This is a genomic window from Serratia sp. 22278 (genome assembly GCF_052045405.1).
Lineage (GTDB): Bacteria > Pseudomonadota > Gammaproteobacteria > Enterobacterales > Enterobacteriaceae > Serratia > Serratia marcescens.
Genome location: NZ_JBQEOW010000012.1, coordinates 116430 through 132239, shown reverse-complemented (window position 1 = coordinate 132239; position 15810 = coordinate 116430). Strand labels below are relative to the sequence as shown.

The following is a 15810-nucleotide window of genomic DNA, read 5'->3' as shown; positions in this document are numbered from 1 at the left end:
TTCGCCAAAGTGGTTGAGTTCGGGTCGTTTACCGCGGCCGCGCGCCAACTCGGCATGAGCGTTTCATCGATCAGCCAAACCGTCTCGAAACTGGAAAATGAGCTGCAGGTCAAGCTGTTGAACCGCAGCACGCGCAGCATCGGCCTGACTGAGGCCGGCAAAATCTACTATCAGGGCTGCCGACGCATGCTGCAGGAAGTCAGCGAAGTGCATGAACAACTGTATGCGTTTAACAACACGCCCGCCGGCACGCTACGCATCGGCAGCTCATCCACCATGGCGCAAAACGTGCTGGCGAACATGACCGCCGAGATGATGAAAGAGTACCCGGGCCTGACAGTCAACCTGGTAACCGGCATTCCGGCGCCGGATCTGATCACCGACGGGCTGGATCTGGTGATCCGCACCGGGGCGCTGCAGGACTCCAGCCTGTTCTCTCGCCGCCTGGGGCAGATGCCGATGGTGGTGTGCGCCGCCAAAAGCTACCTGAGCCAGCACGGCACGCCGCAGAAGCCGAGCGACATGGTCAACTTCTCCTGGCTGGAGTACAGCGTGCGGCCCGACAGCGAATTCGAACTGATGTCGCCGGAAGGCATCACCACGCGCATTTCCCCGCAGGGGCGCTTCGTCACCAACGACTCCTCCACCATGATCCGTTGGCTGAAAAACGGCGCCGGCATCGCCTACGCCCCGCTGATGTGGGTGATCGAAGAGATCAAACGCGGCGAGATCGAGATCCTGTTCAAAAGCTACCATTCGGATCCGCGGCCGATCTACGCGCTCTATACCGAGAAGGACAAACTGCCGCTGAAGGTGCAGGTGTGCATCAATTATTTAACCGACTATTTCGAACGCGTAGCGGCGGTCTATCAGGGCTATCGCTGAGCAGCGCTCAAATAGCGTCGCGCCAGCGCGGCCAGCAGCGTCAGCGCCACCATGCCGAAGCCCCACAGCAGCCAGATGGCGTAGCCCGCCCAGGTCAGCAGCGCAGGAAAATAGCTCGCCAGCCCGCTGCCCAGCTGTTTCAGCCACGGCAGCCAGGCGTCCAGCACCGCCTGCGGCACCAGGCTCAGCGCACCGTTTACCGGCAACGATGCATTCCCGGCTGCCTCCGCCAACGCCGGGAGCCAGGCCAGCACCCCGGCTACGCCCCAGGCCAGCAGCGTCCATAGCGCCATGGCGCCCAGCAGCAGCGCGAGTGTCCAACCGCCCCGGTTCACGGCACACCGCCGCCGCACTGCGGACAAAATCGGCTGCCCGACGGCAACGGCGCGGCGCACTGGCCGCAGGTGGCGCTCACCGCGGCAAACGGCTGACCGCAGCGGTGGCAATAACGCGCGCCCGATTTATTCACAGCCCGACATTCCGGGCACAGCGGCCCCGGCTCGCCATGCTGGTTATAGCGGTTGCCATGATGCCCGCCGCCGTGGCCCGCGCGCTGATGACCGCCGTTAATACCGCCTTGCCCCAACAACCGTTTCAGTAAGCTCATCCCGCCTCTCCTCTGTGCATTGACGCTGAACCTCACTGTAAACCCTGGAGTAAACTCCAGGGTAAAGCCCGGCGAGCAGGATTTACGTTTCATTACATCGTAAAAGTAACAAGGCTTTGATGCCGTTAACAAAAGCACCATCGGCATTATCCCACGCCGCCGCGCTGCGTTATGCTGCGGAAACCTCTCCCTGCATCAGGAATAACCATGAAAAAAATCATACTGGACTGTGACCCGGGGCATGACGACGCCATCGCTCTGTTGCTGGCCTGGGGCAATCCGCAGATCGACCTGCTGGCGGTCACCACCGTGGTGGGTAACCAGACGCTGGACAAAGTGACGCGTAACGCCCTGGCGGTGGCCCGCATCGCCAATATCACCGGCGTCCCCTTCGCCGCCGGCTGCCCGCGCCCGCTGGTGCGCAATATCGAAGTGGCGCCCGACATTCACGGCGACTCAGGCCTCGATGGCCCGGTGCTGCCGGCCCCCCACCTGCAGTTGGACTCACGCCATGCGGTAGACCTGATCATCGAGACCGTGATGGCCCACCCGCCGGGCAGCGTGACGCTGGTGCCGACCGGCGGCCTGACCAATATCGCCATGGCGGTGCGTAAAGAGCCGCGCATTGCCGAACGGGTCAAGGAAGTGGTGCTGATGGGCGGCGGCTATCATGTGGGCAACTGGAGCGCGGTGGCGGAGTTCAATATCAAAATCGATCCCGAGGCGGCGCACATCGTGTTCAACGAAAAATGGCCGCTCACCATGGTCGGGCTGGACCTCACCCATCAGGCGCTGGCCACGCCGGCCGTCTGCGAACGCATCGCCGCCCTCGGCACCCGGCCGGCCGCCTTCGTAGGCGAACTGCTGGCATTCTTTGGCCGTATGTACCAACAGGCACAGGGCTTCAGCGCCCCGCCGGTACACGATCCTTGCGCGGTGGCCTACGTGATCGACCCGAGCGTCATGACGGTGCGTAAAGCGCCGGTGGATATCGAACTGACCGGCACCCTGACGTTGGGCATGACGGTCACGGACTTCCGCGCGCCGCCGCCGCCGGACTGCCACACCCAGGTGGCGGTCAAACTGGATCAGGATAAATTCTGGGATCTGGTGGTGGATGCGCTGGAGCGGATCGGTGAGGTGGAGTAAGCGGACGGGAGACAAGACTAACGCGCTTGGGCAGGCGCGTTAGTCTGTATTCTGCCGCGGCAACGGGGAGGCTCAAGACATAACGTCTTTTATTTCCAATTCAGCAGAACAATCCTAACAATAAATCATTTTATAAAAACCTAAATAAACAGATAGAGACAAGAAGAATCTTAATAAAAATAAAACCATGAAAATCACTTTTAATTTAAAAATCAGCAATGGGAAACGATGAAATAAACCTCCTCCGTCATGCCGCCGCTGACGAAAAAAATTAAACAAGCAGATACCTATTTTATTCTTCACATTACCTGCCGATCTAGGCCATTGCCGGGATGCTTCACGATATTTACACACGCCAACACAAAGACCAACCAACTGATTTTAATAAATAAAAATAATAGTTGGATTAAAAATTGACTGAATCGCAATAGATTTGAGAAAATAGCGCGTCTGTTTTTGAGAAAACAAAAATGCCTTTTGCGGGTGAAAAATACGGCTTAACCTTTCTTTAGGCGCACAGCCTCACGCATTCTCAGGGCAAACATTATTTATCGCTTCACCATGAAGACGGTTTAAATTTCCCGTGAGACATTTTCGAATTGAACATTACACACATTTCAACATCAGGATAAAGGATAGGGAATAATCAAAACATGCATTCAATAAACGCTATCAGGCCTTGGCAGGTTAACCATGGCCGATAAATCTCCCGCTAACGCAGCGACCATCGCCGTGCTGCCCCTGCTGCTGATCTGGATGGCGGCGCTCCTGCCGATCTATCATCCCAATATGGGCGGCGACGGTCTGGCGCTGCCGCAAAACATTCAGGCCTGGGGCGTCATGGCGCTCACTACGCTGATCGTGACGTTTACCGTTTGCCTGGGTCGCATCCGCCTTTCGCTTACCCCCACCGCCCGGCTATTGCTGCTCGGCATCGCCGTGCTGGCGCTGCCACTGCTGTATACCCGCCCCGAGTGGCGCGAAGACGCCCTGTGGCGCTGCGCCGGCCTGCTCGGCGGTTGGCTGTTCTATGTCGCCTGCCTGCAGCTGCGCCTAACCCCCAGGCAGCGCAACCTATTGCTGTACGGTCTGCTGTTCGCCGCTGGCGTTCAGGCGCTGCTGGCGGCTCTGCAACTGTTCGCCCCCGCGCTGGCGTGGGTATCCCCTCACGAAAGCCGGGTCTACGGCGTCTTTCAGCAACCGAACGTGCTGGGCAGCTTTATCGCCACCGGGCTGGCTTTGGCGCTCTGGCTGCTGCTTGCTCCCCTCTCTGCGCCGATGCGGCGGCGGCAAATCCCGCTGCTCACGCTGCTGGCCGTTTTCTCCGCCCTGCTGGTGCTGATCCAGTCGCGCGCCGCCTGGCTCGGCGGCGCCTTGGCGGCGGCATTGCTGCTGTGGCGTTTTGCCCGCCAGCGCCCGGCCGCAAGCCGCTGGGCCGGCGGCGCGCTGCTGTTGGGTATGGCGATCGGCCTCACGGTGCTGTTCACCGGTTTCGGTCTGGAGGGTCACACCGGCCTGATCGGTCGGGGGCTATCCAACAGCGCGCGCCTGACCATGCTGCACGACGTCGGCGCCATGATCCTGGCCAAGCCGCTGCTGGGCTGGGGTTACGGCGGTTTTGAATACGGCTTCGCGCACTTCCGCCTGCAGGAAATGCCCTGGCGAGAAGTGCTGGAAGTCACCGGGCATCCGCACAATGAAATCCTGCTGTGGTGGGTTGAGGGTGGTCTGCCGGCGCTGGCAGGTATCATGATCGTCCTTGCCGCCGGCGTACGGCTGCTGAAAAGCGCCTGGCAACGGGATCGAGAACAGCCGAACGGTGCGCGCGTCGGCCTGTTCCTGGTGCTGCTGCCGATGCTGATACACACTCAGCTGGAATACCCTTTCTATCTGTCTGCGCCGCACTGGCTGGCGTTTCTGCTGCTGCTGGCGCTGCTGGACGGCCAAACCGGCGAGCCCCGCCCGCTGCCGTTCGCCAAAGCCCTGAGCCTGCCGGTGGCGATGGCGGCGGTCGGCGTGCTGGCGATGGCGGTCTTCGCCTGGCAAGGGCGCATGGCGCTCACTCAGTCGGAACGCACTATGCTGGCCAACATCGACAGCATCGAGCAGATGCCGCCGCCAGCCGCCTGGATCTACCGGGAGCGCAAAACGTTCGACGAGCAATCTCACGCGCTGCTGGTCTATAACCAGACACGTGATGATGCCCTGTTGACCGGCTATCGGCAGTGGGCCAATGCCTATCTGCAGCGCCGTATCGACGCCAACGTCTACGCCACGCTGATCATGATCTTGCGCTATCAGGGGGCCCAGGCGGAAGCCGACGCTCGCCTGCGGGAAGCCGCTTTCCTGTTTGCGCAGGATGCGCGGTTTAGGTAGGGGCAACAAGGTGAGAGCGATGCCTCGTCGCTCTCACCTGCGTCATTTATGTAGCAAAATCAACGTGGCAATATCGCGCACTCTTTATCCAGCAGCGACTCTACCGACGCGCGATTGCCGACGTCCCAGCCGCGCTTCGAGGCCAGCAAGATAAACCCTTGCCGGCCGGCAAACGTGGTCGGGACGACGGCCACGCCATATTCCGCCAGCTGCGGCGGCGACAGATGGAAATAATCAGCCAAATCCTTAATCGGGTAGATGCCCATCACGGCTGGCTGCATCACGCGGCGGGCATAGTAGGTGTGGCGCAACAGCTTATCCGGCAAAGGCCGCCATTGTTCCTGTATGTAGGGGCGCTCCGCCAGCAATTGGCGCCGCACGTCCTCGCGCAGACAGGTCAGGTGAATGTGCAACTGGTTTTGGCTGCGCCCGTAAGCGGAGTTGAGCGCCATGCCCAACATATCATCCGGCACCGGCCCGCCATACTCGGCGGCCAGCCGGTAACGCATCAGCCAGGCATAGCCAAAATAGTCCGTCCGTTCTCCAACCAGCAGCTGCGGGCTTTCAATGCCGGAGAGCGGCGCCGTCGGCACCAGGATAAAGTGATAAGGGTAACGCGGGTTCTGCAGCACGCTAAAGCCCTGCGCTTTCCCCTGCGGCATATAAATCTGCTCGCACGGGGCCGGATTGCGTTTTTGCTGATAGTTGGCCATGCAGAGTTTATCGACCACGCCCCACAGCGCATCGGAACGGGCGCAGCCCGTCAGGGACAGAACGCCCAGCACCAGCAGCCAACGCCGAGCGGATAATGCCAGGCGCGTCATTCTTGTCATGCTCTGTTTTTTCGCCACGTCAATTTCATTCCATTATGTCGTGCAGGCTACGGCGTCCTGCCGCGCTTAGCGTTACGAATGCGAGAAAGGCCGCGAAATGGAGCATGGTTGAGGGGCCAACGCATGGCCCCTTGAGGAAAGATTACGCCGTGCCGCCGACGGTTAACGTATCCAGTTTCAGCGTCGGTTGGCCGACGCCTACCGGCACGCTCTGGCCTTCCTTGCCGCACACGCCCACGCCTTTATCGAGCGCCAGATCGTTGCCGACCATCGAGATCTGCTGCATCGCCTCGATGCCGGAGCCGATCAGCGTCGCCCCTTTCACCGGTTTGGTGATGCGGCCCTTTTCGATCAGGTAGGCTTCGGTGGTGGAGAACACGAACTTGCCGGAGGTGATGTCCACCTGACCGCCGCCAAAGTTCGGCGCGTACAGACCGTACTCGACGCTGGCGATGATCTCTTCCGGCGTCGATTGGCCCGCCAGCATGTAGGTGTTGGTCATGCGCGGCATCGGCAGATGCGCGTAGGACTCGCGGCGGCCGTTGCCGGTCGGCGCGACGCCCATCAGGCGCGCGTTGAGCTTGTCCTGCATGTAGCCTCTCAATACGCCGTTTTCAATCAGCACGTTGTACTGGCCCGGCACGCCTTCGTCGTCGATCGCCAGCGAGCCGCGGCGCCCTTGCAGGGTGCCGTCATCCACTACGGTACACAGCTCGGACGCCACCAGCTCGCCCATATGGCCGCTGAACACCGAGGTGCCGCGCCGGTTGAAGTCGCCTTCCAGGCCGTGGCCCACCGCCTCATGCAGCAGCACGCCCGGCCAGCCGGCGCCCAGCACGACCGGCATATTGCCGGCCGGCGCCGCTACCGCGCCGAGGTTGACCAGCGCCATGCGCACCGCTTCTTTAGCGTAAGCGTCGGCGCGCACGTCGCCGTCGACGGTTTCCAGGAAATAGTCATAGCCGAAACGGCCGCCGCCGCCGCTGGAGCCGCGCTCACGCTTGCCGTCCTGCTCCACCAGCACGCTGACGGAGAGGCGCACCAGCGGGCGAACGTCCGCCGCCAGCGTACCGTCGGTGGCGGCCACCAACACCTGCTCGTAAACGCCGGTGATGCTGGCGTTCACTTCCTGCACCCGCGCATCGGCGGCGCGCGCTACCTTGTCGACGCGGTGCAACAGGGCGATTTTCTCTTCGCGCGGCAGGCTTTGCAGCGGATCGAGCAGCGGATACAGCGCCCGGTAACCGATTTCACCCAGGGTATGCGCCCGCCCGTCGCCCTGCTCGCGCACGATGCTGCGCGCCGCCTGGGCGCTCTGCTGCAGCGCATTCAGGGTGATCTGATCGGCATAGGCGAAGCCGGTCTTCTCACCGCTGACGGCGCGCACGCCGACGCCCTGGTCGATATTGTAAGAGCCATCCTTGATGATGCCGTCCTCGATCACCCAGGCTTCGTGATAGCTGGACTGGAAATAGAGATCGGCGTAGTCGATACGGCGTTCTGCCAGTTGACCCAGTACCCTGTACAGGTCTTGATGACTCAGCTTGTTGGTAGCGAGTAACTGCTCACTGACAAACGTCAGGCTCATAATGGTTTCACTCTTGATTGGAGGATAGCTTGTCAGACGGCGCCGTCAGCGACGTCTGGAATCGGTTGTGCTGCAGCACCGGCATCTGCGCACGAATATTTTTCAGGCTTGCGGTGTCCACGCGCACCTTCAGCGCCGCCACGGCGTCCGCGTTCTCGGCCAGCACCTTGCCCCAGCCGTCAACCGCCAGCGTGTGGCCCCAGGTGCGACGAGTCGGCCCGTGTCGCCCCACCTGCGCCGGCGCCAGGATCACGCACTGGTTCTCGATCGCCCGGGCGCGCAGCAGGATTTCCCAATGCGCCTCGCCGGTGACCCGGGTAAAGGCCGCCGGCACCGAAATCAATTCGGCGCCCTGCGCCCGCAGCGCCTGGAACAGCGCGGGGAAGCGCAGATCGTAGCATATGGTCATGCCCAAACGCCCGACCGGCGTATCCACCACCGTCAGGTGCTGCCCGTGCTGGTAGGTATCCGACTCGCGGTAGCGGCCGTGCGCATCGTTGATGTCCACATCGAACATGTGCAGCTTGTCGTAGCGGGCGCGGATCTCGCCCTGCTCGTCGAACAACACGCTGCTGGTGGTGATAAGTTCCGGGTTTTCACGGCTGATCAAGGGCATCGAGCCCACCAGCAACCACACGCCATAGCGGCGCGCCAGCTCGCGCACCGCGTTCTGCAGCGGGCCATCGCCCTGTTTTTCCGCCTGTTGGCGGTAGGCCGCGGAGTTGGCGAACAGCAGCGCGTTCTCCGGCGTCATGACCAGTTTTACCCCGGCATTGAGCTGCTTGATCTGCTGTTCAATCTGGGCCAGGTTATCGCGCACCTGATCGCCACTGCACAACTGCAACAACGCAACGTTAGCATTCCTCATGACGCCTTATCCTCCTTTGCCTTACGAAGTACCTCATTGATCTTCGGCTGGTCGAGATCGCCGCCGATATGGTAGCGAATCAGCGAAATCTTGCTCCACAGCGGCCCCAGCACCTGCGAGGCGGCAAATACCGCCGCGCCGACGATCGGGTTGACGACAAACGCCGTGGCCACGCCGACGGTCGCCGAAATCGCCGGCGCCACCACCGCCTCCATATCGATGCGGCGGCGCGCCAGATCGATCTGGCCGCTCATGGCGATGTCCGCCGCCAGGCCGTCGATCAATAGATTATCAGTATGCATTATGCCATCTTTCAGCCAGGCGGTGCTGCGGATGGAATCAAAGTAGAAACCTTTGCCGAAGGTATCGCTGAAATCGAACTGCAGCTTGCGCAGCAGGGCGTCGAAGCTGACCAGCCGCAGCAGCTGGCCGGCGCGGCCGCCGCCCATGCTGTCTATCTCGCCCTTGCCCATCTTGACCTGCAGCGCGCCGCTCAACGTATTCACCTGCGGCTGCCACGGCGCGCCGTGCCAGTACAGATCGAAGTCCACGTCGTAAGGCGCCCCTTTCAGCGGGATAGTGATGCCGAAGAAGGCGGCGGTTTCATCGATCTTGCCGCCGAGCAGTTTGCCTTTCAGCGAGCTGCGCTCTTCCTGCGCGTTTTGTTTCCACAGGCCGGTGGCGGTCATGCGCCCTTTGCCGGTATCGACCAGGCCGTGATCCAGCGTCAGGGTATCCCCCCGATTAGTCAGATCCGCCTCGACCTTGCCAAGGTTCTGCCCCAGCACCCAGCACGACTTGCAGCGCAACATCAGCGAAGGCCAGTCGCGGAAGGAAAGTTTCTCGGGCGACGGCGCCGCCGCGCCCGCCGCGTTTTTCGTCTCGGCGAACTGTGGGTTGTAATACAGGTAGTTGATATCGGCGCGCCACGGCCCGCGATCGGCCACCCGCAGGCTGCCGTCCACTTCGTCGCTCTTGGCGCTCACCAGGGTAGCGCCAAGCTGTTTTTCGGCCGACAGCGTCAGCTTATGCCAGGCCTGGCCGCCCAACAGCAGCTGCGGCGTAGTCAGCGCCACGGTGGTAGGGAAGCTGAAACCGCCCACCTGACCGCTGCCGCCGCCCTGTTTCAGTGCCGGCGCCAGCAGCGCCAGCCACTGCTCACCGTCCAGCGCCGGCAGGTTCAGCGTCATCGATTTGCCGGCCGGCAGCGGCGGGGTGCCGCCACCGTTGGTTTGCCACGCGGCGCGCGCCAGATTCACCTGTTTTTTGTCGAAGTTCCATTCACTGTTGAAGCGGTTCTGTTTGCCCGCGCTGCCGGTCAACATGAAGCCGTTCAAACCGCCTTTGACCTTGACGTTCACCGGTAGCGCTTCGCCCGGCGCCTTGTCCAGCGGTGAAGGTAAGTGACTGCTCACTTTCTTCAGGTCTGCGTCAAGGCCGATATCGTAGCTGGCCGAACCTTGGTGCGGCAGCGTGATGGCCACCTGGCTCTGCCAGGGTGCGCTGCCGCTGAGCGCATCGGCGGCCTCTTTCGGCAGGCCGGGGAACTTGCCCGGCTGCCAGTCTCCTTTCAGGCCGACGTTGACCTTGTAGTCACGCTCGCCTTCCTGCGTGGAAAAGTCGACCGCCACCGGCTGCCCGAACCAGTTGGCCGACAGGGGATCGCTCTGCAGGTTGCCGTTGTCGAAGCGGAACTTGCCGCTGAGCTTTTGCAGTTCGCTGTCCAGCGGCTTTATCAGCAACGAATTGTTGTTCAGTGCCACTTCGCCGGTGGCTCTGACCTGCTCGCCGTCCAGGGGGATATCAAGATGTAAGCGCCCACTGACATCACCGCCAATCTGCAGCTGCTCCAGCGCCGCCCCCAGCGAATCGTGCAACGGTGTCTGCATGAAGTAGTCATGTACGTCGCTGCCCGCCCCCGCGACGTCGGCGTCGATCAGCAACCGCTCTTTCAGGTAATCCGGGATCACCGCGCTGATATTTTTGCCCGCCACCTTGCCCAACCGGGTTTGCGGCGCATGCATCCACAATCCCTCGTTGGCGAAATCGAGATCGATAGCCAAATCGGTCAGCGCCGGCCAGCCCGGTTGGAACTGGAAGGTGGCGTGACGCAGCGGCACGAAGACTTCAAACTGCCCTTCGTTTTTACGATACGGGAAGTGCTGCGGATCGCCGGAATAAATCAGCGTGGCGTTATCCACCTGGCCGCCCTGAATGGCGCCGCTCAGGTAGTCCACCAGATGCTTGCCCATCAACGGCTCCGGGAAATAGCGCCAGGCGTCGGCGCCGTCATACAGGCGGATGCCCGCCAGAATGTTCAGCCACGGCTCGCCCTTGGCCGGCTGCTGATAACGGAAATCACCGTTGACCCACAGCGACTTCGCCTTGACGTCCAGGCCCTGGCTCGCCAGCTCCCAACCTTGGTCGTTGTAACGCCAGGTCAGCGCGCCGCGCGCGCTGCTGATTTCAAGCGGAGCGCGGAACATGTCGCCGTAAGGCAGGGTGCTGTCAGTGAGCCCCAGCGTCAGGCGGCCGTTCTCCACCCCGCCGCTCAACGCGCCGGAGAAGTGGTTGACGCCCGGCAGCAGTTCCCAACGCTGCCAGCTGACATCGCGCCACAGCGCCTGAAAACGGCTCTTTTCCGGCTGCTTGAGCGGGATGTCCAGCGCCAGCGCAGCCACCTGCCCCTGCGGCTGCAGATCGTTCCAGCGCTCGAGCGCGTCCGGACTGAGGAACGAGAAGGTCGGCAGCAGCGCCGACAGGCGCTCCAGTTGAAGGTGAGTCGCGCGCGCCCGCAGCTCTTCATTCTGCGCCGGCCCCATGAATTCGGTGTTTTCCGGCAGCCACAGCGCGGAAAGCGCGCCCTGCGGCCAGGCCTGGCCGTCGGTGCTCAACCGCAGCTGCGGCACGTCGAGCTGCCAACCGGTGCCCTGGCGGCGCAACGACAGCGCCAGATTGTCCACGTCCAGCCGGTGCTGCGCGGCGCCGGTATTCCAGTTGGCCGCCCCCTGCTTGAGCAACGCATGGCCGCCGGCGATTTCGCCGTTCTGCACCTGCAGCCAGGCCGCCAGACTGAAGTCGGCGCTTTCCAGCCCGGTATTGGCGCGCAGCCAGCGGGTAAACCAGGGTTTCATGTCGATGTTATCGGCCTGCAGATAGACCGTGCCGGTGTCCAGCAGGCCCTGATTATCGCGCAGATCCATGCGCAGCTGCACCACGCCGTGTTGGCCATTCAGCGTCGACAGGCTGATCTGCCCCTCGGCGCGGTGGCGATCGCGGCCATTGAGCCAGGTCAGCTGGGGAATGTCGAATTCGGCGCGCGCGCCGGCGGGCGTCAGGAACGAGATACGGCTGTCGCGCAGATCGAAATGGTCGAGCTGGCGCAGCATCAGATCGCTGATTTTACCGGGTTCAAGGCCGTCGCCCTGCCGATCGGCGCCCAGCGTGGCGTTCAAATCGAGGCGGAATTGATAGAAGGTCAGATCGCGGAACTGCCAGCGCCAGTGCAGCAGCGATTGCCACACGTCCAGCGCCAGCGTCACGCGTTCGATATGCACATCGCTTTTGGGCAGCGTAACGCTCAGGTTGCGCACTTCAAGCTGTGGGCCGAAGGTTTCCCAACTGCCCTGCAGGAAATCCATCTGCACGGGCACGCCGGACAGCTTCTCCACCTGCGCCAGCAGTTGGGGACGATAGTCGTTCAGCTTCGGCAGCATCAGGCGCAGCCCGCTGATCAGCAGCGCCACAATCACGATTAGGGTGGCGCCTGTTGCTAACAGAATCCCAGGCAGTCGCCTCACGCAGTTCTCCTTGCTCCGCTGCCTGGCAACGGGAATATCTATGCACTGACGGGCCCGGCGTGCCGGGCCCCTATCGATGTCGGGCGGGCTACATCATGACGACGTCGAACTGCTCCTGGCTGTACAACGGTTCGATCTGCACCTTCACCTGTTTGCCGACGAAGATCTCCACTTCGGCCAGCGCATGCGACTCTTCGCTCTTCAGCGCTTCGCCGACCGCCGCGGAGGCGTACACCAGGAAGCGATCGGAATCGTAAGCATGGTGCACACGCACAATCTCGCGCAGGATCTCGTAGCACACGGTTTCCACCGTTTTCACGGTGCCGCGCCCATTGCAAGTAGGACAATCGTGACAGAGCACATGTTCAATGCTTTCACGCGTGCGTTTACGCGTCATTTCAACTAAGCCTAGCTGAGAGAAGCCGTTGATCGTGGTTTTTACCCGATCTTTACTCAACGCCTGCTCCAGCGAGTGCAGCACCCGGCGGCGATGCTCTTCGTTGTTCATATCGATAAAGTCGATGATGATGATGCCGCCCAGGTTGCGCAGCCGCAGCTGGCGCGCGATGGCCTGCGTCGCCTCGATGTTGGTATTGAAAATGGTTTCGTCGAGGTTGCGGTGGCCGACGAAGGCGCCGGTGTTGATGTCAACCGTGGTCATCGCCTCGGTCTGATCGATGATCAGATAGCCGCCGGACTTCAGCTCCACCTTGCGCTCCAGCGCGCGCTGGATCTCGTTTTCCACATCGTACAGATCGAAAATCGGCTGGCTGCCGGTATAGAGCTCGAGCTTGTTGGTGATGTCCGGAATGTACTCGCCGGTGAACTCCACCAGCAGATCGTGCGTCAGCCGCGAATCGACGCGAATGCGATCCAGCGCCGCGCCGGCGAAATCGCGCAAAATGCGCTGCGCCAACGCCAGCTCGCCGTACAGCTTGTATTTGGTCTGGTTGCGCTTCTTGCGCTCCATCACCTTGGTCCACAGGCGTTTGAGGAATGCGGCGTCCTGCGCCAGCTCTTCCTCGCCGATGCCTTCCGCCGCGGTGCGGATGATAAAACCGCCCAGCTCGTCGCAGTGCGGCGCCACGATCGCCTTCAGGCGCTCGCGCTCGGCTTCGCTTTCGATGCGCTGCGACACGCCGACGTGCGCCGCGCCCGGCATGAAGACCAGATAACGCGAAGGCAGCGTGATATCGGTGGTCAGACGCGCGCCCTTGGTGCCAAGCGGATCTTTCACCACCTGCACCATCAGGTCTTGCCCCTGGCGCACCAGCTCGGCGATGTCGCGCACGTGGAAGTTTTTCCGCTCGTCGCCGGCGACGCATTCGGTATGCGGCATGATGTCGGAGGCGTGCAGGAAGGCGGCCTTGTCCAGGCCGATGTCGACGAACGCCGCCTGCATGCCCGGCAGGACGCGGCTGACGCGCCCTTTATAAATATTGCCGACGATGCCGCGTTTGGATTCGCGTTCGATATGGATCTCTTGCAGAATGCCGCCATCGATATAGGCGACCCGCGTTTCAGACGGTGTGATATTAACCAGTAGCTCAGCTGTCATGCCTTCTCCTCAGAGCCGGTCGATAATGGCAGCGCCCATCAACCGGTTCTTACATCACGTAATGCGACAAAATTACTGAGCAGCTCATGTGTTTCGACCAGCGGCAGACCAACCACTGCGTGATAACTCCCGGTTATCGTTCTGACGAAACAACCACCCTTTCCTTGAATTCCATAGGCGCCCGCCTTATCCATCGGTTCGCCCGTAGCAATATAGTCGCGGATATCCTGTTGTGACAGGCTGCGGAACGTCACGTCGGTCACCACCAGTTGGCAACGCACGTCGTGGCGATCGGCGATCGCCACTGCCGTCATCACCTGATGCTGCTTGCCGGACAGGGCCGCCAGCATGTCCGCCGCATGGGCTTCGTCGCGCGGCTTCTCCAGCACCCGGCCGTTGAGCACCACGATGGTGTCGGCGCCCAGCACCGGCCGATCTTCCTGCGCCAGCGCCACGCCCGCTTTGGCCTTGTCCTGCGCCAGGCGGCGCACATAGGCCTCCGCGGCTTCGCCTTCCCGGCGCTGCTCTTCGGTATGCGTCAGCAGAATGTCGAACGACACGCCCAGCAGGGTCAGCAGTTCACGTCGACGTGGGGAGCCGGAGGCCAGATAAAGCGAAGTCATTGATATACCCTTACTGTACGGCGAACTGACGGCGGATTTTGCGCATCAACAGGAATAACCACGGCCACAAAATGCCGTTTACCACACTACTCCAGAACACCTCTGGGCGGAAAGAGACGTTGATCACTAAAAACTCAGCCCAGAACACCACCACATCCATCGACAGCGACAGCAGCACGACGATAAGCGCCTGTTGCCACAGCGCCATATTGCGGAACAGTTGGAATTTGAACGCCACCAGATAGGCGATGATGCCCAGCGCCAGCGCGCGCACGCCCAGCGTGGAACCGAGGATCAGATCCATGATCAGCCCCAGCACGAAGCCGGTGCCGACGTTGACCCGGTGCGGCAAGGCCATCACCCAGTAGATCAGGATCAACACCAGCCAGGAAGGCCGGAACATGTAGATCTGTTCCGGCCACGGCATGATTTGCAGCACCAACGCCACCAGGAACGACAGCCAGATTATCCAGCGCCCGTGGCTGCGGTAGCTGTTCATTGCACCACCCCCGCCGCCGCGGGCTGAACCTGAGGCTGAGCAGAGGCCGGAGCCGTGGTTTGCGGCGCCACCCCGGTGGCCGGAGCCGGCAGTTGCGGCCCGACGGAACCGGCAGGCGGCAGCACCTGCGGCATCATCTGCATCAGGCGTTCATTGGCCACGCGGTGCACTTCGTCCGGCGGCAGCGGCATGTCGCCGTTGCGATCGGCGCCCCACAGCAGCAACAGGTAACGCAAGCGCTGCAGACCGGCGGTCGGCCGCGCCTGAATCACAGTGTAAGCGCGCTGGTTGTCGACCTTGACCGAGGAGACCACCGCCACCGGATAGCCTTCCGGGAAGCGGCCGCCGAGACCGGAGGTGACCAGCACGTCGCCAACGCGGATATCGGTGTTGTTCGGCAGATGCTCCAGTTGCAGATCGTCGGCGCAGCCGCTGCCTGCGGCGATCACCCGAATATCGTTGCGCAGCACCTGGATCGGCAGCGCATGCGAGGCGTCGCAGATCAGCAGCACGCGGCTGGTGACTTTCGCCACCGCCACCACCTGACCGACCACGCCCTTGTCGCTGATGACCGGCTGGCCTTCATAGACGCCGTTGTCCGACCCTTTGTCGATCACCACCTGATCGCTATACGGATCGGAACCGGTGGAGATCACCTGGGTGACCATCTTGTGTTCGTCCTGACGCAGCGGAGAACCCAGCAGCTCGCGCAAGCGGGCGTTTTCCTGCTTGAATTGGCCAAGAAGAAGAATATCGCTGTTTTTCAGCAGCAGTTCCTGCCGCAGAGCGCGGTTTTCCAGCTCCAGCTGTTGGCGGGTGGCCAGCGTCTCTGACACGCTGTCCAAAACTTTACGTGGCCCGTTGGCCAGAAAATAGAAAGGGCTGACTGCGGTGTCCATGTAGTTGCGTATCTTCACGAACGTGCCGAGCCGGCTGTCGGCAACGATCAGGCCAATGGCCGCAATCACCGCCAAAAAAAGTCGCAGTTGCAGGGAAGGCCCCCTGCTAAAAATCGGCTTCATAA

General features: G+C 61.8%; 13 protein-coding genes. 3 read left to right on the top strand and 10 right to left on the bottom strand.

What is annotated here, in order from left to right:
* Positions 1 to 885, top strand: an 885-nt coding sequence (gene aaeR, locus ACTJJ6_RS19615) for an HTH-type transcriptional activator AaeR (protein WP_440827424.1), incomplete at its 5' end; no start/stop codon positions are given.
* Here aaeR and ACTJJ6_RS19610 read toward each other — a convergent pair.
* Complete coding sequence (locus ACTJJ6_RS19610; RefSeq protein WP_033639293.1) at positions 876 to 1220, bottom strand: hypothetical protein; 345 nt, start codon at positions 1218 to 1220, stop codon at positions 876 to 878. The two genes, aaeR and ACTJJ6_RS19610, sit on opposite strands and share 10 nt — an antisense overlap.
* Positions 1217 to 1492: a zinc ribbon domain-containing protein gene (locus ACTJJ6_RS19605; protein ID WP_016930230.1), complete on the bottom strand. Its 276-nt coding sequence runs from the start codon at positions 1490 to 1492 to the stop codon at positions 1217 to 1219. The genes ACTJJ6_RS19610 and ACTJJ6_RS19605 overlap by 4 nt, the downstream gene beginning before the upstream one ends.
* 207 nt (positions 1493 to 1699) lie before the next feature.
* Between ACTJJ6_RS19605 and uriH the strand changes: the two genes are divergently transcribed.
* Both uriH and ACTJJ6_RS19595 read left to right on the top strand, forming a co-directional pair.
* Positions 1700 to 2641 carry a uridine-preferring nucleoside hydrolase UriH gene (uriH, locus tag ACTJJ6_RS19600; protein ID WP_049299908.1) on the top strand — a complete coding sequence of 314 codons (942 nt, stop codon included), beginning with the start codon at positions 1700 to 1702 and terminating at the stop codon, positions 2639 to 2641.
* A 693-nt stretch (positions 2642 to 3334) separates the two neighbouring features.
* On the top strand, positions 3335 to 5017 hold the full coding sequence (locus ACTJJ6_RS19595; protein ID WP_049299909.1) for a PglL family O-oligosaccharyltransferase: 1683 nt from the start codon (positions 3335 to 3337) through the stop codon (positions 5015 to 5017).
* 59 nt (positions 5018 to 5076) lie between these two features.
* On the opposite strand, the gene ACTJJ6_RS19590 is transcribed toward ACTJJ6_RS19595, so the two are convergent.
* The 8 genes from ACTJJ6_RS19590 to mreC all read right to left on the bottom strand — a co-directional run bounded on the left by ACTJJ6_RS19590 (position 5077) and on the right by mreC (position 15808).
* Positions 5077 to 5841 (bottom strand): CDP-diacylglycerol diphosphatase, encoded by a 765-nt coding sequence (locus ACTJJ6_RS19590; protein ID WP_440803877.1) that lies wholly within the window; start codon positions 5839 to 5841, stop codon positions 5077 to 5079.
* Between the two features lie 151 nt (positions 5842 to 5992).
* Entirely contained in the window at positions 5993 to 7438 is a 1446-nt protein-coding gene (tldD, locus tag ACTJJ6_RS19585; RefSeq protein WP_016930234.1) for a metalloprotease TldD, read from the bottom strand.
* Positions 7439 to 7445: 7 nt separating this feature from the next.
* Positions 7446 to 8306, bottom strand: coding sequence for a deaminated glutathione amidase (gene nit1, locus ACTJJ6_RS19580; protein ID WP_440803782.1), 861 nt, complete (start codon positions 8304 to 8306; stop codon positions 7446 to 7448).
* Positions 8303 to 12106: an AsmA2 domain-containing protein YhdP gene (gene yhdP, locus ACTJJ6_RS19575; protein WP_440803785.1), complete on the bottom strand. Its 3804-nt coding sequence runs from the start codon at positions 12104 to 12106 to the stop codon at positions 8303 to 8305. Before yhdP ends, nit1 begins: the two co-directional genes overlap by 4 nt.
* A gap of 88 nt (positions 12107 to 12194) precedes the next feature.
* Positions 12195 to 13664, bottom strand: a complete 1470-nt coding sequence (gene rng, locus ACTJJ6_RS19570; RefSeq protein ID WP_016930237.1) for a ribonuclease G — start codon at positions 13662 to 13664, stop codon at positions 12195 to 12197.
* Positions 13665 to 13702: 38 nt separating this feature from the next.
* Positions 13703 to 14287 (bottom strand): Maf family protein, encoded by a 585-nt coding sequence (locus ACTJJ6_RS19565; protein WP_004936921.1) that lies wholly within the window; start codon positions 14285 to 14287, stop codon positions 13703 to 13705.
* A 10-nt stretch (positions 14288 to 14297) separates the two neighbouring features.
* Positions 14298 to 14786 (bottom strand): rod shape-determining protein MreD, encoded by a 489-nt coding sequence (gene mreD, locus ACTJJ6_RS19560; RefSeq protein ID WP_004936918.1) that lies wholly within the window; start codon positions 14784 to 14786, stop codon positions 14298 to 14300.
* Positions 14783 to 15808 (bottom strand): rod shape-determining protein MreC, encoded by a 1026-nt coding sequence (gene mreC / locus ACTJJ6_RS19555; protein WP_028127540.1) that lies wholly within the window; start codon positions 15806 to 15808, stop codon positions 14783 to 14785. The genes mreD and mreC overlap by 4 nt, the downstream gene beginning before the upstream one ends.
* Positions 15809 to 15810 lie beyond the last annotated feature (2 nt).

What these genes read in the sequence shown, in the direction of transcription:
- tldD (WP_016930234.1), bottom strand. Translation starts at nt 7,438, where the DNA reads ATGAGCCTGACGTTTGTCAGTGAGCAGTTACTCGCTACCAACAAGCTG.
- rng (WP_016930237.1), bottom strand. Translation starts at nt 13,664, where the DNA reads ATGACAGCTGAGCTACTGGTTAATATCACACCGTCTGAAACGCGGGTC.
- nit1 (WP_440803782.1), bottom strand. Translation starts at nt 8,306, where the DNA reads ATGAGGAATGCTAACGTTGCGTTGTTGCAGTTGTGCAGTGGCGATCAG.
- uriH (WP_049299908.1), top strand. Translation starts at nt 1,700, where the DNA reads ATGAAAAAAATCATACTGGACTGTGACCCGGGGCATGACGACGCCATC.
- ACTJJ6_RS19565 (WP_004936921.1), bottom strand. Translation starts at nt 14,287, where the DNA reads ATGACTTCGCTTTATCTGGCCTCCGGCTCCCCACGTCGACGTGAACTG.
- ACTJJ6_RS19590 (WP_440803877.1), bottom strand. Translation starts at nt 5,841, where the DNA reads ATGACGCGCCTGGCATTATCCGCTCGGCGTTGGCTGCTGGTGCTGGGC.
- ACTJJ6_RS19595 (WP_049299909.1), top strand. Translation starts at nt 3,335, where the DNA reads ATGGCCGATAAATCTCCCGCTAACGCAGCGACCATCGCCGTGCTGCCC.
- ACTJJ6_RS19605 (WP_016930230.1), bottom strand. Translation starts at nt 1,492, where the DNA reads ATGAGCTTACTGAAACGGTTGTTGGGGCAAGGCGGTATTAACGGCGGT.
- mreD (WP_004936918.1), bottom strand. Translation starts at nt 14,786, where the DNA reads ATGAACAGCTACCGCAGCCACGGGCGCTGGATAATCTGGCTGTCGTTC.
- mreC (WP_028127540.1), bottom strand. Translation starts at nt 15,808, where the DNA reads ATGAAGCCGATTTTTAGCAGGGGGCCTTCCCTGCAACTGCGACTTTTT.